The following is a 17,116-nucleotide window of genomic DNA, read 5'->3' on the forward strand; positions in this document are numbered from 1 at the left end:
CTGCTATGATAGGCGCCCTCTGAAGGAGCCAACCATGCCTGAACTCACTCACTTCGACGCTGCCGGCAAGGCGCATATGGTGGACGTCGGCGGCAAGCAGGAGACCAAGCGCATCGCGGTTGCGCGCGGCTCGATCCGCATGCTGCCGGAAACCTTCGCGCTGATCCGCGACGGCAACGCAAAAAAAGGCGACGTGATCGGCATCGCGCGCATTGCCGCGATTCAGGGCGCCAAGCACACGGCCGACCTGATCCCGCTGTGCCATCCGCTCGCGCTCACGCGCGTCAAAGTGGACTTCGAACTGGACGACACGTTGCCGGCCGTGCATTGCACCGCGCAGGTCGAAACGCTAGGCCGCACCGGCGTGGAGATGGAAGCGCTCACCGCCGTGCAGGTCGGGCTGCTGACGGTTTACGACATGTGCAAGGCTGTGGATCGCGGCATGACCATTACCGATGTGAAGGTGATGGAGAAGCATGGCGGGAAGTCGGGGGATTGGGTGGCGGAGTGACCGCGCGCAGCGCTCCTGTTCGCCGCTCGCGGGCCCATACCTTCAGCCGCCGCCCCGCCCCTCACTCCTCGTCGCCATCGTCTTCCTGCTCCACATCGCTCGAAGGCACGCCGTAGCGCTTCACTAGTTCCGCCTTGAAACCGGCGAGCGTCTTCTGCTCATCGCACAGCTGATACAGATAGCTCAACTGCGCCGGCCAGTCCTTCAGCTCTTCGGCGAAAATTTTCAGTCGCTCGACCGTGTCGAACGCCGCGGCCGTGTCTCCGCTCAACGCCTGCAGCACGGCGTAACGGCGCAGCACGGTTTCGCCGGGCAGGAGCGCCATCGCCTGGCGGTGCATGGCAAGCTTGCGTTGAAGGTCCATGGCGTTCATCGGCAAAAGCGTCGCCATGCCGTACTCGCCCCAGGCGCGGAACAGGAACGACGGATCCGCGCGATATTGTTCAGCCGGACGCGAGCCGTAATACAGCACTTCCGCGCGAGCGTAATCGCGATACACCGGATAAAGTGCCGCGATGCCGCCGAACACGATGACGGCGAACGCGCCGAACGACACGCGCGCGGGCACGAGCCGAAGCGGCCGCGTCTCGAGCAGGCCAAACACGAACATGGCCGGCAGCAGGAAGAACATGTACTGCTGCGGATATTCGACGAGTGCGTGCATGACGAGCACGCCGATCAGCGCAATGCCGAATACGCGCGCCGCGCTTTGCGGCGCGCGCACCACTCGCACGAGCCACGCGACGAGGCCGAACAGCACGATCGCGAGGCCGATCAAACCGGTCTTCGCGAGCAGGTCGATAAAAATGTCGTGCGAGTTGTTGGCGATCTCCACGCCGCCGAGCGTCTTGGCGAACTGATATTGATAGCTCGGGAACTCGCCCCAGCCGACGCCCAGCAACGGATGCGTCCGGAACATCGTCCAGCCGTATTTCCATAGCGCGAGCCGCGGCGCGATCTGGCCGGCGTCCTTGAAGCGATCCGCGGCGGACTGCCCCAATTCGAGGTGATACCGCACATTGGCCCAGCGAATCAGCGCATTGACGACGAAGAACAGCACAGCCAGCACAACCGGAATCAGCCACTGCCGATGGCTGCGGCGCAACTGCGGTTCGGTGCGCGTCTGCACGAGCGCCATCCACAGACCGGCCACGACGATCACACCCATTTGCAGCCACGGGCCGCGCGACACAGTCAGCGCGAGCCCCACCGCGAAAATGGTCGACACCAGCGCCCAGATCGCGACGGCGATCCGGCGCGTCTGCACGAGGAAGAGCGCGCCCGCCATGGCAAACGCAATATAGGTGGCGAGGTGGTTCGCCTGCGCCATATTGCCGAACGGCCTGCGCTCCACCGTCACGTTATACGCGACGACGAGCGGCGACACGCGCGCCTCGAGATGAAAGAGCTGGATGACCTGGCAGAACACCGCAAACAATCCGCCGACAACCAGCGCGCCGGCCGCCCAGCGCAACGCCGTCTCATTGAGCTTCGCGCGTGCGAAGCCATAGCCCGCGTGCGCCGCCATGAAAGCGGCCAGCAGGAAACCGCCGCCGAGCCAGTTCATCGACGGCTGAGAGACGGGCAGAAGCACCGATTGTGCGACGAGCAGCAAGCCGAACAGCAACGGCACAAGGGCTACGACAGGCGAGGCAAAGCCGATGCGCGGCTGCGAGGTCGCCACCAGCAGAACCACGCCGGCGCCCATCAACAGGTACAACGCGAGCGCCGTGAATTCAGCGTAGAACGTTGGAATCGGGTACGTATGGTTGACGACTGCATAAGGCAGCACCAACGCGAGAGCCAACAGAACGAGAGAAAGGAAACGCGCGAAAGGGGTGGGCATCGGGTAAGCGGGTGGGCGTCAGCAACCGGCGCACTATACAAAAAAATCCTTGCGCTGTGCGCCGGCTGGGCCGAAATATCCCAAAAATCAGCGATTTACGCTTGAACCGTTAGATTTCCGTGCGCGCGTCGCGTGTTGACGCTGCTGAATCTTCTATCAAGCACGGCATTCCGGCGGCGCGAGGTTCGAGGGCAACGTGGGCGCTTGCGCGGGCATCGGTCCTGCGCCCGGCGCCGGCAACGACGACGCCGTCTTGCCGCCCGCGAAGCATTCCCACGCGAGCGCGCCCGCCTGCACCGAGCCCTTCGTCAACGCAACGCGCGCGGTCGGCGCGTCGATGTTGTCCGGCACCGACGGCACCAGCGTGATCGTGTTCGAACCGGCCGGCGCCACCCGCGTCGTGAAGGCGACAGTGATCTGGCCGGTGTCGTCGTCGACATGCACCGACTCGACGTTACGTGTGGCGGGCGGCGACGCGTAGCCGCCGCCGAACGTGTTGCCGCTCGCCGCGTTTTCCGATACGGCGAGCCGCGCGGAGGCCGCAAGCGACAGGCCCTCGCCCACGCGGCTGCGCGCGAGATAGTCCTGATACGCGGGAATCGCATAGGCGGCGATCACGCCGACAATCGCAAGCACGATCATCAGCTCGATCAGCGTGAAGCCGAAGCCGAGGCGCGAGCCGACGCGGCGGCACGCTCGCGCGAGTCTCGCGGACCAACGCGCTCGCGAGCGCCGCGAGTGCGCCCGCGAGGACTGGGAATAGGGGGAATAAGGCAAGGTGACGATCATCGGCAGGCTCCTGAAACGAAAAACGCCTGCTCCGCGGATCGGGAACAGGCGCTTTCATCGTAGCGAGCGACGCTCGTGTCAGACAGTCAGCCGAATGGCTAACGTTGAGTGTGCGCAGGCGCGCGTTCGGCGCAACGCGCCGCTTCAGGCCGCCGCGGATTTCGCGTTGCGGCGCTTGATCACATAGCCAAGAATCACGACGAAGAGCGCGCAAGCGACGCTCATTCCGTATTCGGCAAGCGGCGTGTCGAGGACCGGCCAACGGTCGCCGGCCGGATCGTTGATGATGAGCCCGCCCGCGATCCAGCCGAGCAGTGCCGCGCCGAGCGTGATCACGATCGGGAAACGGTCCAGCAGTTTCAGCACCAGCTGGCTGCCCCACACGATGAGCGGAATGCTCACCACGAGCCCGAAGATCACGAGCGCGAGGCGATGCTGCGGGTCGGCGGCCTCGGCCGCGCCCGCGATGGCGATCACGTTGTCGAGACTCATGACGGCATCGGCGACGATGATCGTCTTGATCGCCGAGATCAGCTTGTCGGCCGGCTTCACGTTCTCGTGCGCGTCGTGCGCCGGCGCCATCAGACGAACGCCGATCCACAGCAAAAGCAGCCCGCCCGCGAATTTGAGCAAGGGCACGTCGAGCAGCGCGACCGCGAACGCAATCAGAATCACGCGTAGCAGAATCGCGCCCGCCGTGCCCCACAACACGCCCTTCGTGCGCTGATCCGCCGGCAGATTGCGGCACGCCAGCGCGATCACGACGGCATTGTCGCCGCCGAGCAGAATGTCGATAACGATGATCTGAATGACTGCGCCCCAATGGAGCGTGGCGAGAAACTCGAGCATGAGCAAAAGAATAAAGAGGAACGGAAGGCGCGACCAATAAAAAAGCGGAGGAGTGTTGAACTCCCCCGCTTTTGAACCGCACGCTAACGAAAGGATCTCGTAAGCGTATCAAAAAAGGCGCCGCAACTGGGCGCCCATTTCGATTTACAACATCGCCTTCAGAAGACGCGCCATTTCCGACGGGTTCTTCGTGACCTTGATGCCGCAGGCGTCCATGATTTCCAGCTTCGCTTCGGCCGTGTCCGCACCGCCCGAGATCAGCGCGCCGGCGTGGCCCATGCGCTTGCCCGGAGGCGCCGTGACGCCGGCGATAAAGCCGACCACCGGCTTCTTCATGTTGTCCTTGATCCAGTAAGCGGCGTTCGCTTCGTCCGGACCACCGATCTCGCCGATCATGATGACGGCGTCCGTGTCCGGATCGTCGTTGAACATCTTCATCACGTCGATGTGCTTCAGACCGTTGATCGGGTCGCCGCCGATACCGACTGCCGACGACTGGCCGAGGCCGATTGCCGTCAACTGGCCGACTGCTTCATACGTCAGCGTGCCCGAACGCGACACGACGCCGATGCGACCTTTGCGGTGGATGTGGCCCGGCATGATGCCGATCTTCAGCTCGTCCGGCGTGATCGTGCCCGGGCAGTTCGGTCCGAGCAGCAGCGTCTTGCGGTTTTCGCGACGCATGCGGTCCTTGATCTCGATCATGTCACGGACGGGGATGCCCTCCGTGATGCAGATGGCGAGATCCAAGTCGGCTTCGACTGCTTCCCAGATGGCAGCCGCAGCGCCCGCCGGCGGCACGTAAATCACCGACACGGTCGCGCCCGTTTCAGCCTTGGCTTCCGCGACGCTTGCGTAAATAGGAATGCCTTCGAAGTCTTCGCCGGCACGCTTCGGGTTCACGCCTGCAACGTACGCTTCGCGGCCGTTTGCGTATTCACGGCAAGCACGCGTGTGGAACTGACCGGTCTTGCCGGTGATGCCCTGCGTGATGACCTTGGTGTCTTTGTTAATCAGAATCGACATGTATTGACCTCTGTTCGTTTGGCGCCGCCCGGTGGCGCGACGCGGCGAGATGTTCTTCGCCCGCGCCGCTCATGCCTCACACGCGCGCCGCCATTCGTAATCCTGGTTAATCCTGTAAAGCCGCTCGATGAGTCCGCTTGTGAAAGCCTGACGCGGACCCGGCTTACGCCTTGCCCGCAGCAGCCGCGACGACCTTCTGAGCCGCTTCTTCCATGCTGTCCGCCGAGATGATCGGCAGGCCGGATTCAGCAAGCATCTTCTTGCCCAGGTCTTCGTTGGTGCCCTTCATGCGGACCACGAGCGGCACCTTCAGCGACACGGCCTTCGACGCCGCGATCACGCCTTCCGCGATCACGTCGCAACGCATGATGCCGCCGAAGATGTTGACCAGAATCGCGGTCAGGTTCGGGTTTTTCAGCATGATCTTGAAGGCTTCCGTGACCTTCTCCGTCGTGGCGCCGCCGCCCACGTCGAGGAAGTTTGCCGGTTCGCCGCCGAACAGCTTGATGGTGTCCATGGTCGCCATGGCGAGGCCCGCGCCGTTCACCAGACAGCCGATGTTGCCGTCGAGCGAGATGTACGCGAGGTCGAACTTCGACGCTTCCACTTCAGCCGGATCTTCTTCGTCCAGATCGCGATACGCGACGATTTCCGGATGACGGAACAGCGCGTTCGAGTCGAAGTTGAACTTGGCGTCGAGCGCGATGACCTTGCCGTCGCCCGTCAGGATCAGCGGGTTGATTTCGGCGAGCGATGCGTCGGTTTCCCAGAACGCCTTGTAGAGGCCTTGCAGGATCGCGCGCGCTTGAGGGATCGACGCGTCGGGCACGCCGATCTTCTTCGCGAGGTCGTCTGCTTCGGCGTCCTTCAGGCCGGTCGACGGGTCGACGGCAACCTTATGGATCAGCTCGGGCGTCTTTTCCGCGACTTCTTCGACGTCCATGCCGCCTTCGCTCGATGCCATCACGACGATCTTCTGCGAAACGCGATCGATCACGAGGCCGACATACAGTTCCTTCTTGATGTCGGCGCCTTCTTCGATCAGCAGACGATTGACCTTCTGGCCTTCCGGACCGGTCTGGTGCGTGACGAGCTGCATGCCGAGGATCTGGTTCGCGTATTCGCGGACCTGCTCCAGCGACTTGGCAACCTTCACACCGCCGCCCTTACCACGGCCACCCGCATGGATCTGAGCCTTCACGACCCACACCGGGCCGCCGAGCTCTTCCGCGGCCTTGACCGCATCATCCACCGAGAAGACCGGCTTGCCGCGCGGTACCGCGACGCCGAATTTCCGCAGGATTTCCTTACCCTGGTACTCGTGAATCTTCATGCGTGATTCCCTTCAGTCTGAGAGTTGGATTAAACATCGCTTCCGCTACCGTCCAACATGCCGGGCGCATTGCCCCTGCCTTCGTGGCGGGCCGCCCCGTTGTCTGGCGATGCCGGGCGGTCTGCTGGGCGTGGCGCATGGCCATACCAGCGCGGGTAAAACTGCTGCACTGCCTCCCCGTCGAAACGCAGCGCATGGCAGCGTCCCAACTGGAACGGCGGTTTTTCGTTTAAACGTTCGGCGTCGCCGTCAGTCGACCCGTTTTCTGAACTGGCACTCCCGCCTCGCGTGTCGTCACCGGTGTTCCATACGTCGCCGGCGAACGCCTGAATCGCGGCGGTCGGCAGGACCGCGCACAACTCGGTGAGATGCGTGCAACCAGCCGTGCCGGCCAGCAAACGGGCAGCATCGCGACGGAAGTTGTGGAACAGATTGAGCCCGATGAGGGCACGATAGGCGGGATTGCTGGCTTGGCAGAGCCCAGGATAGGGCGCCCAGTCGGACGACGCCTCGGCGTCGACGACATTGAGCTTGCGATCGATGGTGATGCGAAGCCAGAGTTCATGGATCGGTTGACCATTGGGCCGGACGCCCGACGCAAGCACGACGTCGCGTGGCTTTTCGTCGGTCAAGCACGCTTCCACATCCCACAAGCCGTCCGCTCGTTCATAAGCTTCCGCCCGGATTGCGCGGCGATGGCGCAACTGACGGGGCACTGACGAGGAAAGCGGCATGCGAAAAGGAAAGGCCGAATTGGAAAACCCGCGAATTTTACCATACTGGGTATTTGAGACAGGCGGGAGTGCGGCAGCGGCCGGCTGCGCGCCGGTTATGGGCGGGATTATGGCGGGGTTGGCCGCCCGGTTATTCGCCGCTCCAGTCTTCGTCGATGCCCTTGAGAATCTTGCCGATGGTCGCGCCCGAGAAACCCCGCGACGCGAGAAAACGCGCCTGCTTGGCACGCTCGGCCGGGGTTTGCGGAAGCTGGCCGAACTTCTTGCGCCATACGGCCTGCGCGCGCGCCAGCTCGGTTTCGCGCAACTGGGCGCTGGCTTCCTCGACGAGTGCCTGATCCACCGCGTGCTGCTTCAATTCGCCGACGATCCGGCTAGCGCCGAGCCGCGACGACCGGCGATGAATCAGGCTTTCTGCGAATCGGGAGTCCGACAGCCAGTTTTCGGCCTCCAGCGTGTCGAGCAGCGTATCGAGCGAGTCGTTTTCTTCGACGAACGGCTTCAGCTTGCGTGCGAGTTCGCTACGGCTGTACTCGCGACGCGACAGATAGCCTAGCGCGCGCCCTTTGAGCGAACGCGCGGGACGTTGGGATTTCTTTACTTCGCCTTGAGCGTGCCCGGTGTCTGGGCTCGGCGAGCCGGGGCTGTGGCGAGAGCCGGACGATCGTGATGAACCACGCGAGCGCGTGTAAGTGGGCTCGGCCGATGGGTCGGGTTGGGTTGACTGGAACTGCGCGCGCCGCGGGCCACGGCCTGAGGCGCGATCATGCGCGTCGAATGATTCGAAGGGATCGGGCGACTGCGACGGATGCGATGAATCCAGCAGGTTCGCCGGACCCGAACGTTCGCGCGAACCGCTAGCTTCATCGCGCGGGCCAGCCGCATTGCGTCCGGTATCGGACAATGGGCGGCCCTTGCGTATCACGTAGTGGTTACTCTTCTTCGTCCGCGACTTCTGCGCCTGCGCCGGTCACTGCTTCGGCCATTGCATTCACGCCCAGCGATTCGCGGATACGGTTTTCGATCTCACGCGCGATGTCCGGATTTTCGCGCAGGAATTCACGCGCGTTGTCCTTGCCCTGGCCAATACGCTCGCCGTTATAGCTGTACCACGCACCGGCCTTGTCGACGATCTTGGCCTGCACGCCCAGGTCGATGATTTCGCCCTGTCGCGAAATACCTTCGCCGTAAAGAATGTCGAAAATTGCCTCGCGGAACGGCGGCGACACCTTGTTCTTGACCACCTTGACGCGGGTTTCGTTGCCGATCACTTCGTCGTTCTTCTTGATCGAACCGATGCGGCGAATGTCCAGACGCACCGACGCATAGAACTTCAGCGCGTTGCCGCCCGTGGTGGTTTCCGGATTGCCGAACATCACGCCGATCTTCATGCGGATCTGGTTGATGAAGATGACGAGGCAGTTGGTGCGCTTGATCGTGCCGGTGAGCTTGCGCAGCGCCTGCGACATGAGACGTGCTTGCAGACCCGGCAGCGAGTCGCCCATTTCGCCTTCGATTTCAGCCTTCGGCACCAGTGCCGCGACCGAGTCGATCACGATCATGTCGATCGAGCCCGAGCGCACGAGTGCGTCGGCGATTTCCAGCGCCTGCTCACCCGTGTCCGGCTGCGAAACCAGCAGGTCGCTCACGTTCACGCCGAGCTTGCCGGCGTATTGAATGTCCAGCGCGTGTTCCGCGTCGATAAACGCTGCCGTGCCGCCGAGCTTCTGCATTTCGGCAATGACCTGCAGCGTGAGCGTGGTTTTACCCGACGACTCCGGACCGTAGATTTCGACCACGCGGCCACGCGGCAGACCGCCGACGCCCAGTGCGATATCCAGGCCAAGCGATCCAGTGGAAACGACCTGGATGTCTTCGACTGCCTCACCTGCGCCGAGCCGCATGACCGACCCTTTGCCGAACTGCTTTTCGATCTGCGCGAGGGCGGCAGCGAGTGCCTTGCTCTTTTCAGCAGTCAGTCCAGCCGAGCCTTTCTTGCTTTCTTCCATGAATCGTCCTTTGCTATGATGAACGGCGTCTGAGGCAGATGTGTCGTCCATTTTTAAAGGACAGCACACGAAACCCAGACACTGTATAAAAAAACAGTAGTTTTGGCAAGCGCGATTCTCATGCGAACGCGCATTTTTACCGTCGCGCTGCCTAAACCACCCACAATAATTTTCGGAGACCGCTGTGCGCCGCGGGGACACCCGAGGTGCCGGCCACAGGCCCTGAGCTGGCGCATCATGCGAATTCTGATTGCCGAAGACGACAGCATACTCGCGGACGGTCTGGTTCGATCACTCCGCCAATCGGCCTATGCCGTGGATCACGTGAAGAACGGCGTCGAGGCCGACACCGCGCTGTCGATGCAAAGTTTCGATCTGCTGATTCTCGATCTCGGCCTGCCGCGCATGTCCGGGCTCGAGGTGCTGCGCCGCCTGCGCGCCCGCAATTCCAATCTGCCCGTGCTGATCCTGACGGCCGCCGACAGCGTCGACGAGCGCGTCAAGGGCCTCGATCTCGGCGCCGACGACTACATGGCCAAGCCGTTCGCCCTGAACGAACTGGAAGCGCGCGTGCGCGCGCTGACGCGGCGCGGCGCTGGCGGCGGCCCGACCGTCGTGCGGCACGGTTCGCTGTCGTTCGATCAGGTGGGCCGGATCGCCTATATCAACGATCAGGTGATCGACCTGTCGGCGCGCGAGCTCGGCCTGCTCGAAGTGCTGCTGCAGCGGATCGGCCGGCTGGTGTCGAAAGAACAGCTGGTCGACCATCTGTGCGAATGGGGCGAGGAAGTCAGCAACAACGCAATCGAGGTGTATGTGCACCGGCTGCGCAAGAAAATCGAGCCGAGCGGCGTGCGTATCATCACCGTGCGTGGACTTGGCTACTGCCTCGAAAAGGCGGTCGCAGCCGCGAACGCCAATCCGGGCGGCAATGCGGGCCATGCAGGCACCCCTGACACGGCCGCCGCCCCTGAGCCGGCGCCGTCGCCCTCGTCGCCGGCACCGTCCGGCGGAATGCCGGCAAGCCATCACTATAAGTAGAGCACTTTCATGTCCGCACGCGCAGATCGCGCGGCGGCTCGCGCGGCGGACCTCGACGAGGCGCGCGACGAGCGCTACGCCAATCCGTTCGCCCCGCCCGACGAAACCGAAGCCGCCGCCGAGGCGCGTCCGCGCTCGTTGTTCGGCGAAATCCTCGACTGGATGCTGGCGCCGCTGCTGCTGCTCTGGCCGATGAGCCTCGCGGTGACTTACCTCGTCGCCAAGTCGATTGCCAACGGGCCGTTCGACCGCGCGCTCGAAACCGACGCCTACGTGCTCGCGCGCCAGATCCATCCGGTCAACGGCGTCGCCGAACTGACGCTGCCCGATTCCACGCGCGACTTTCTGCGCACCGATAACGTCGACAGTGTGTTCTATCAGGTGCTCGGCACGCGCGGCGAGCTGGTGGCGGGCGAGCGCGACATGCCGCTGCCGCACGAGGACGACCGGCCGCAGCCCGGCCTCGTGGCGTTCCGCGACGACATGCTGCGCGGCAACGACATCCGCGTCGCCTATACGACGGTCGAGTTCCCGCAGACGCCGGGCGCGGAGCCGGTGCTCGTGCAGGTGGCGGAGACGCTCGACAAACGCAGCCAGCTTGCCAACGACATCATCAAGGGCGTGATCCTGCCGCAGTTCGTGATCCTGCCGCTCGCGATCCTGCTCGTGTGGTTCGGCCTGTCGCGCGGGCTTGCGCCGCTGCACGCGCTGCAGGCGCACATCCGCGCGCGGCGTCCGGACGACCTCTCGCCGCTCGAGGCGCGCCGCGCGCCGCCGGAAATCGAGCCGCTCGTCACGTCGTTCAACGACCTGCTGACGCGCCTCGAACAGAATATGGAGCTGCAAAAGCGCTTTATCGCCGACGCCGCGCATCAGATGAAGACGCCGCTCGCAGGTCTGCGCACCCAGGCCGAACTGGCGCTGCGGCAGGACGCGTCGGAGGAAGTGCACCGCTCGCTCGAACAGATCGCGACGAGTTCCGAGCACGCGGCCCGCCTCGTCACCCAGCTGCTCGCGCTCGCACGCGCGGAAAACCGTATGTCGGGGCAGATTTTCACGCCGGTGGAAGTGACGGAGGTGGCGCGCAACGCCGTGCGGGACTGGGTGCAGGCCGCGCTCGCCAAGCAGATGGATCTCGGCTACGAGGCGCCCGACGAGCCAGTCGAAGTGGAAGGCAATCCGGTCATGTTGCGCGAGATGCTGTCGAACCTGATCGACAACGCGATCCGCTACACGCCGGCGGGCGGCCGCATCACGGTGAGAGTGAGGCACGATGCGGCCGCGCGGCTCGTGCATCTGGAAGTGGAAGACACGGGGCTAGGCATTCCGGTGGCCGAGCGCGCGCGCGTGCTGGAGCGCTTTTACCGGATTCTCGGCCGCGAAGGCGACGGCAGCGGCCTCGGGCTGGCCATCGTCCGCGAAATTGCGACCATGCACGGCGGCGAGCTGACTATCGAAGACAACGTCTATCAGACCTCGCCGAGGCTTGCGGGAACACTCGTGCGTGTCAGTTTGCACGTGCTGGAACGGGGCAGGACTTACCCTAACGCGACCTGACCACCCCCGACGCCACATGACAGATTCAACGACGTTGAGACCAGACTGTGCGCGCTTGCACACAACTTGACAGATTTTCCGAAAAATTCGAGGCTCATTTCGAGGCCGCGCGCGTGGCCGTCCGCGTCAGTACGCCGTAAGTTTTCACTCCAATAATCGGTTGCACGGTGCACAGCGGGCCGGTGCGCCGCATGCACATCAAATATTGGAGACGACAAATGGCTACCGTTGGCGGACACATTGCGCCCGTACCCATGACGCGCGATGAGAAGCGGGTGATCTTCGCATCGTCGCTAGGTACGGTTTTCGAGTGGTACGACTTCTATCTCGCCGGCTCGCTGGCGGCCTTCATCAGCAAGAGCTTCTTCTCCGGCGTGAATCCCACGGCCGGCTTCATCTTCACGCTGCTCAGCTTTGCCGCGGGTTTTGCGGTCCGGCCGTTCGGCGCAGTGGTGTTCGGGCGGCTTGGCGACCTGGTCGGCCGGAAGTACACCTTCCTCGTCACCATCGTGATCATGGGTCTGTCGACCTTCCTCGTCGGCTTTTTGCCGGGTTACGCGGCGATCGGCATTGCTTCGCCGGTGATCTTCATCGCAATGCGCATGCTGCAGGGCCTCGCGCTCGGCGGCGAGTACGGCGGTGCCGCCACTTATGTGGCCGAACACGCGCCGCCGGGGCGCCGCGGCTTCTACACCGCCTGGATTCAGACGACGGCCACGCTCGGCCTGTTCCTTTCGCTGCTGGTGATTCTCGGCGTGCGCACGGCCATGGGCGAAGACGCGTTCGGCGCATGGGGCTGGCGCATTCCGTTCATCGCGTCGATTCTGCTCCTGGCCGTGTCGGTGTGGATTCGCCTGCAACTGCATGAATCGCCGGTATTCGAGCGCATCAAGGCCGAAGGCAAGACGTCGAAGGCGCCGCTTTCCGAGGCGTTCGGCCAGTGGAAGAACCTGAAAGTCGTGATTCTCGCGCTGATCGGCCTGACGGCCGGCCAGGCCGTGGTGTGGTACACGGGCCAGTTCTACAGCCTCTTCTTCCTGACCCAGACGCTCAAGGTCGACGGCGCCACCGCCAACATCATGATCGCGCTCGCGCTTCTGATCGGCACGCCGTTCTTCCTGTTCTTCGGCTCGCTGTCGGACCGCATCGGCCGCAAGCCGATCATCATGGCAGGCCTTCTGATCGCAGCGCTCACCTACTTCCCGCTCTTCAAGGCGCTTACGCACTACGTCAACCCGGCGCTGGAAGCGGCGACGGCCAAGGCGCCTATTGTCGTGATCGCGAATCCGGATGAATGCTCGTTCCAGTTCAATCCGGTCGGCACGTCGAAGTTTACGAGTTCGTGCGACATCGCGAAGAGCGCGCTGTCGAAGTCCGGCTTGAACTACGACAACGTGGCGGCCCCTGCGGGCACGCTCGCGCAGATCAAGGTCGGCGACACGGTGATCAACACTTATGACGGCAAGGCCCCCGACGCGAAGGACCAGGGCAAGACGTTCGACAAAACGCTGGCAACGACGCTGAAGTCCGCCGGCTATCCGCCGAAGGCCGATTCGTCGCAGATCAACTGGCCGATGAGCGTGGTGATTCTCACCATCCTCGTGATCTACGTGACCATGGTCTACGGGCCGATTGCGGCGATGCTGGTGGAGATGTTCCCGACGCGGATCCGTTATACGTCGATGTCGCTGCCTTATCACATCGGCAATGGCTGGTTTGGCGGCTTCCTGCCGGCTACCGCGTTTGCGATCGTCGCGGCGAAGGGCAACATTTACTCCGGGTTGTGGTATCCGATCGTGATCGCGGTGATCACCTTCGTGATCGGCATGCTGTTCGTGCGCGAGACCAAAGACTCGGATATTTACGCGAAAGACTGAGGCCCGCGCGGGTTCGTGAGGCGGCGATTTAAAAAGTTGCGTGCCGGGGGTTGACAGCCTCCGGCGCTGTCCTCATAATCTCGCTTCTTTCGGCGAATTAGCTCAGTTGGTTAGAGCGACGGAATCATAATCCGCAGGTCCGGGGTTCGAGTCCCTGATTCGCCACCAGTTGCAAGAAAAAGCCGCTGATCCGCAAGGTTCAGCGGCTTTTTCGTTTCTGGCTGTCCACGTTTCATCCGGGCAGCGACACCCGCAACTTAAGGAGGATTGTTGATGACGTTCCGCACCGCTGCGCACACCGTGGCCATCGCATCCATCGCGCTTGTCGGCGCCGCTTCCGTCACCGCGGCACAAGCGCAGACCACCACCGACAACCAGTGGCGCGCAAGCCAGAGCACGCTGTCCACGCTTTTGCAGAACGGCTACAAGATCGTGGCCGTCGTCAACACGCCTCGGGGCGAGGCCGGTCCGGCCGACACCATCTTCGTGCAGCGCGACCAGAGCGCGTTCAAATGCATCGACCCGCAGGGACCCGAGCCCGGGAAAAAGGTGCCGGCCTGCTTTGAGCTGGCGCCGCCGTCGGGCGCCACCCCCGGCTCGGAAACCAAGTAGCCGCTGCCGCCGTGAGGTCGACGGCGGCAAAACGGATCACCGGTCGACCAGCCGGCTCAAATTGCCGCGCACGCGCTGCAACAGCGTGATCAATTGCGCGGCTTCTTCCTTGCTGAAGCCGTTCAACGCTTCCAGCGCGACCGCGTCGCCCACTTCGCGCGCCTTGCCGAGCGCGCGCTCCGCCTTCGGTGTCATGCGCACCTGACGCTCGCGCCGGTCCTGCGGATTGGCCGCGCGCTCGATCCAGCCGCCCTCCTCCATCCGGTCGAGCAAGCGGCCGGCCGAAATCGGCGCAACTTCCAGTAGATCGGCCAGCCGCGCCTGGTTGACGTCGCCGTAATGCGCGAGATAAGCCAGCACGCGGCATTGGGCGCGCGTCAGATCGACCGACGATTTCGCGAGGTCGTCGAAACGCTTGCCGCTCAAGCGGCCGATGTCCGAAACAAGAAAGCCGAAGCGCTCTTCAAGCTGAGCAAGCTGGGCGGGTCGGGCGGGTTGGGTCTCCATGCGCGGATTATACGAAAGAGCTTCCTCCCGACACCCCGTGGCGAGGTTATTCAGCCTCCGCATAATTCCCGATGTGAGCCGGTCCACGCGCCGATATATTAAGCATGCTTACTATATCGACGATCTCCCACAGTCATGCCCGCCGCCTCCTCGCCGTCGAGCGTCGCCGCCGCGCCGCTCAACCGGCCGATGATCACCGTCTCGATCATGCTGGCCACGCTGATCCAGACACTCGACAGCACGATCGCCAACGTCGCGCTGCCGCATATGCAGGGCACGCTATCGGCCTCGCAGGACGAGATCACGTGGGTGCTGACCTCCTACATCGTCGCCGCCGCGATCGCGACGCCGCTGACCGGCTGGCTGTCCGACCGCCTGAGCGTGAAGCGCCTGCTCATCGTCGCGATCGGCGGCTTCACGGTGTCGTCGGCGTTATGCGGTCTTTCGGAGACGCTCACGCAAATCGTCGCGTCGCGTTTGCTGCAGGGCGTGTTCGGCGCGTCGCTGGTGCCGCTGTCGCAGTCCATCCTGCTCGACATCAATCCGCGCGAAAAGCAGGGCCAGGCCATGGCCGTGTGGGGCATGGGCGTGATGGTCGGCCCGATTCTCGGCCCGACGCTCGGCGGCTGGCTCACCGACAGCTATAACTGGCGCTGGGTGTTCTTCATCAATGTGCCGATCGGCGCCTTTGCGCTGTTCGGCGTGGCGACCTTTCTGCCCTCGCGCGCGCCGAAACCCGACGCGAAGTTCGACGCGTTCGGCTTCGCGACGCTCGGCCTCGCGATTGGCGCGCTTCAGGCGATGCTGGATCGCGGCGAGCAACTCGACTGGTTCGGCTCGCACGAGATCGTGCTGGAGGCGCTGATTGCCGCTATCAGCTTCGCATTCTTTCTGGTGCATACGGCAACCGTCGGCAAGACGTCGTTTTTCAAATACGAATTGCTGAAGGATCCGAACTTTACGACGGGTACGTTCTTCATCTTCGTGATCGGCGCGGTGATGTATGCCACGCGCGCGCTGCTTCCGCCGATGTTGCAAAACCTGTTGAACTATCCGGTCGCGACCACCGGTCTCGTCACCGCGCCGAGCGGCGCGGGCACCATGGTGGCGATGCTGTTCGCCGGCCGCTTGCTGAAGCGGATCGACGCGCGGCTCATGCTGCTCGCCGGCTTCCTGATTTCGGCTTTCGCGCTATGGCAGATGATGCACTACACGATCGTGCTATCGGCGTCGGACATCGTGTGGCCCGGCGTGATCCAGGGCTTCGGGCTCGGTCTCGTGTTCGTGCCGCTGAGCGCGCTGACATTCTCGACGCTTGCGCCGGAACTGCGCGCCGACGGCACGGCCACCTACAGCCTGATGCGCAACATCGGCAGCAGTATCGGCATTTCGATCGTGCAAACGCTGATGACGCGCAATACGCAGATTTCGCACGCGGACCTCGCGGCCCATGTCACGCCCTTCAACCCCGCCATTCAGCCGATGCTCGCAAGCAGCTCGCATTACGACATCGCGGCGCTGAACGCGTCGATCACACAGCAGGCCTCGATGATCGCCTACCTCAACGACTTCAAGCTGATGTTCGTCGCGACGCTGCTCGTCATTCCGCTGCTCGTGCTGATCCGCCCGGGCAGCAAGAGCCACGACGCCTCCGCGGCCCACGCCGCCATGGATTGATCACGCCTCGATGCGCCCGCGCGTGACGCCGAGCAGACGCGCCATGGCGTCGCGCGCGGCGGCGGCGTCGCGCGCGCGGATGGCCTCGAACACGGCCGTATGCTCGGCGAGCGACGCGTTGAACACGTCGGCGCGCTTCGCGTTCAACCGAAGCTGCGCCTCCAGCGTGCGCTCGATCAGCGTCCCGAGTGGAATCAGTAGTTCGTTGCTGCAGGCAATCAGCACGCTCAAATGGAATTGCAGATCGGCGCGCACCCATTCGTCGACGTTGCGCGCGGCGGCCATGGCGGCGTGAGCGGCAGAGAGCGCGCCGAAGGTCTCGTCAGAATGCGAAGCGGCGGCAAGACCCGCGGCATACGGCTCGATCATCTCGCGCATTTCCTGCAACTTCAGCGCGAACTGCATGGGCGCAGCCACGCGCGAGTACCAGTCGAGCACGTCGGCATCGAGCAGATTCCACGCGTGCCGCGGCCGCACGCGCGTGCCCACGCGCGGCCGCGATTCGATCAGCCCCTTGGACGTCAACGTGCGCAGCGCCTCGCGCAACACCGTGCGGCTGACGCCGAACGTGTCCATCAGTTCGGCTTCGCGCGGCAGGATCGACTCGGGCGCGTAGTCGCCGCGCAGAATCGCCGTGCCCAGCAAATGGGCGACACGCCCGTGCAGATCGTGCTGAATAGCCTTCTCCCGGCGGCCGTGCCGCTCAATATGTGGCAAATAGTACTATTAATAGTACTTTAATCCACGT

16 protein-coding genes and 1 tRNA gene are annotated in these 17,116 nt (G+C 63.7%); 7 read left to right on the forward strand and 10 right to left on the reverse strand.

The genetic code is table 11. The annotated features are described in order from the left end of the window. Positions 1 to 34: 34 nt before the first annotated feature. Positions 35 to 511, forward strand: coding sequence for a cyclic pyranopterin monophosphate synthase MoaC (gene moaC / locus HV711_RS12525; RefSeq protein WP_013589527.1), 477 nt, complete (start codon positions 35 to 37; stop codon positions 509 to 511). 61 nt (positions 512 to 572) lie between these two features. On the opposite strand, the gene HV711_RS12530 is transcribed toward moaC, so the two are convergent. From HV711_RS12530 to recA, 8 genes are all read right to left on the reverse strand, one after another. Further along, positions 573 to 2,357, reverse strand: a complete 1,785-nt coding sequence (locus tag HV711_RS12530) for a PglL family O-oligosaccharyltransferase (RefSeq protein ID WP_035482831.1) — start codon at positions 2,355 to 2,357, stop codon at positions 573 to 575. Positions 2,358 to 2,513: 156 nt separating this feature from the next. Continuing rightward, entirely contained in the window at positions 2,514 to 3,146 is a 633-nt protein-coding gene (locus HV711_RS12535) for a pilin (protein WP_028361554.1), read from the reverse strand. A gap of 144 nt (positions 3,147 to 3,290) precedes the next feature. Beyond that, on the reverse strand, positions 3,291 to 3,995 hold the full coding sequence (locus HV711_RS12540) for a TerC family protein (protein ID WP_013589530.1): 705 nt from the start codon (positions 3,993 to 3,995) through the stop codon (positions 3,291 to 3,293). A gap of 144 nt (positions 3,996 to 4,139) precedes the next feature. After that, entirely contained in the window at positions 4,140 to 5,021 is an 882-nt protein-coding gene (gene sucD / locus HV711_RS12545) for a succinate--CoA ligase subunit alpha (RefSeq protein WP_013589531.1), read from the reverse strand. Between the two features lie 163 nt (positions 5,022 to 5,184). After that, positions 5,185 to 6,354, reverse strand: a complete 1,170-nt coding sequence (gene sucC, locus HV711_RS12550) for an ADP-forming succinate--CoA ligase subunit beta (RefSeq protein WP_013589532.1) — start codon at positions 6,352 to 6,354, stop codon at positions 5,185 to 5,187. A 29-nt stretch (positions 6,355 to 6,383) separates the two neighbouring features. Beyond that, a complete protein-coding gene (locus tag HV711_RS12555) occupies positions 6,384 to 7,088 on the reverse strand; it encodes a DUF2889 domain-containing protein (RefSeq protein ID WP_035482830.1) in 705 nt (234 codons plus the stop codon). Between the two features lie 130 nt (positions 7,089 to 7,218). After that, positions 7,219 to 8,013, reverse strand: coding sequence for a recombination regulator RecX (gene recX, locus HV711_RS12560; RefSeq protein WP_035482829.1), 795 nt, complete (start codon positions 8,011 to 8,013; stop codon positions 7,219 to 7,221). A 7-nt stretch (positions 8,014 to 8,020) separates the two neighbouring features. Continuing rightward, complete coding sequence (recA, locus tag HV711_RS12565) at positions 8,021 to 9,097, reverse strand: recombinase RecA (protein WP_013589535.1); 1,077 nt, start codon at positions 9,095 to 9,097, stop codon at positions 8,021 to 8,023. Between the two features lie 237 nt (positions 9,098 to 9,334). Between recA and HV711_RS12570 the strand changes: the two genes are divergently transcribed. The 5 genes from HV711_RS12570 to HV711_RS12590 all read left to right on the forward strand — a co-directional run bounded on the left by HV711_RS12570 (position 9,335) and on the right by HV711_RS12590 (position 14,184). Then, positions 9,335 to 10,138, forward strand: coding sequence for a response regulator transcription factor (locus HV711_RS12570; RefSeq protein WP_013589536.1), 804 nt, complete (start codon positions 9,335 to 9,337; stop codon positions 10,136 to 10,138). A gap of 9 nt (positions 10,139 to 10,147) precedes the next feature. Then, entirely contained in the window at positions 10,148 to 11,695 is a 1,548-nt protein-coding gene (locus HV711_RS12575; protein WP_028361552.1) for a sensor histidine kinase, read from the forward strand. Between the two features lie 218 nt (positions 11,696 to 11,913). Further along, on the forward strand, positions 11,914 to 13,572 hold the full coding sequence (locus HV711_RS12580; protein ID WP_013589538.1) for an MFS transporter: 1,659 nt from the start codon (positions 11,914 to 11,916) through the stop codon (positions 13,570 to 13,572). A gap of 91 nt (positions 13,573 to 13,663) precedes the next feature. Continuing rightward, positions 13,664 to 13,740: transfer RNA gene (locus HV711_RS12585), tRNA-Met, on the forward strand. A 105-nt stretch (positions 13,741 to 13,845) separates the two neighbouring features. Then, positions 13,846 to 14,184, forward strand: a complete 339-nt coding sequence (locus HV711_RS12590) for a hypothetical protein (RefSeq protein WP_035482828.1) — start codon at positions 13,846 to 13,848, stop codon at positions 14,182 to 14,184. 36 nt (positions 14,185 to 14,220) lie between these two features. Here HV711_RS12590 and HV711_RS12595 read toward each other — a convergent pair whose 3' ends face one another. Then, entirely contained in the window at positions 14,221 to 14,691 is a 471-nt protein-coding gene (locus tag HV711_RS12595) for a MarR family winged helix-turn-helix transcriptional regulator (protein WP_035482827.1), read from the reverse strand. A gap of 135 nt (positions 14,692 to 14,826) precedes the next feature. On the opposite strand from HV711_RS12595, the gene HV711_RS12600 reads away from it, so the two are divergent. After that, a complete protein-coding gene (locus tag HV711_RS12600; RefSeq protein WP_035482826.1) occupies positions 14,827 to 16,368 on the forward strand; it encodes a DHA2 family efflux MFS transporter permease subunit in 1,542 nt (513 codons plus the stop codon). On the opposite strand, the gene HV711_RS12605 is transcribed toward HV711_RS12600, so the two are convergent. Then, positions 16,369 to 17,085, reverse strand: a complete 717-nt coding sequence (locus HV711_RS12605) for a FadR/GntR family transcriptional regulator (RefSeq protein WP_013589542.1) — start codon at positions 17,083 to 17,085, stop codon at positions 16,369 to 16,371. Between the last annotated feature and the right edge of the window lie 31 nt (positions 17,086 to 17,116).

It is taken from the genome of Paraburkholderia phenoliruptrix (assembly GCF_902859825.1).
Taxonomy (GTDB): domain Bacteria; phylum Pseudomonadota; class Gammaproteobacteria; order Burkholderiales; family Burkholderiaceae; genus Paraburkholderia; species Paraburkholderia phenoliruptrix.

What these genes read in the sequence shown, in the direction of transcription:
- HV711_RS12540 (WP_013589530.1), bottom strand. Translation starts at nt 3,995, where the DNA reads ATGCTCGAGTTTCTCGCCACGCTCCATTGGGGCGCAGTCATTCAGATC.
- HV711_RS12575 (WP_028361552.1), top strand. Translation starts at nt 10,148, where the DNA reads ATGTCCGCACGCGCAGATCGCGCGGCGGCTCGCGCGGCGGACCTCGAC.
- recA (WP_013589535.1), bottom strand. Translation starts at nt 9,097, where the DNA reads ATGGAAGAAAGCAAGAAAGGCTCGGCTGGACTGACTGCTGAAAAGAGC.
- HV711_RS12535 (WP_028361554.1), bottom strand. Translation starts at nt 3,146, where the DNA reads ATGATCGTCACCTTGCCTTATTCCCCCTATTCCCAGTCCTCGCGGGCG.
- HV711_RS12555 (WP_035482830.1), bottom strand. Translation starts at nt 7,088, where the DNA reads ATGCCGCTTTCCTCGTCAGTGCCCCGTCAGTTGCGCCATCGCCGCGCA.
- sucD (WP_013589531.1), bottom strand. Translation starts at nt 5,021, where the DNA reads ATGTCGATTCTGATTAACAAAGACACCAAGGTCATCACGCAGGGCATC.
- HV711_RS12590 (WP_035482828.1), top strand. Translation starts at nt 13,846, where the DNA reads ATGACGTTCCGCACCGCTGCGCACACCGTGGCCATCGCATCCATCGCG.
- HV711_RS12570 (WP_013589536.1), top strand. Translation starts at nt 9,335, where the DNA reads ATGCGAATTCTGATTGCCGAAGACGACAGCATACTCGCGGACGGTCTG.
- HV711_RS12580 (WP_013589538.1), top strand. Translation starts at nt 11,914, where the DNA reads ATGGCTACCGTTGGCGGACACATTGCGCCCGTACCCATGACGCGCGAT.
- HV711_RS12530 (WP_035482831.1), bottom strand. Translation starts at nt 2,357, where the DNA reads ATGCCCACCCCTTTCGCGCGTTTCCTTTCTCTCGTTCTGTTGGCTCTC.
- moaC (WP_013589527.1), top strand. Translation starts at nt 35, where the DNA reads ATGCCTGAACTCACTCACTTCGACGCTGCCGGCAAGGCGCATATGGTG.
- HV711_RS12595 (WP_035482827.1), bottom strand. Translation starts at nt 14,691, where the DNA reads ATGGAGACCCAACCCGCCCGACCCGCCCAGCTTGCTCAGCTTGAAGAG.
- sucC (WP_013589532.1), bottom strand. Translation starts at nt 6,354, where the DNA reads ATGAAGATTCACGAGTACCAGGGTAAGGAAATCCTGCGGAAATTCGGC.
- HV711_RS12600 (WP_035482826.1), top strand. Translation starts at nt 14,827, where the DNA reads ATGCCCGCCGCCTCCTCGCCGTCGAGCGTCGCCGCCGCGCCGCTCAAC.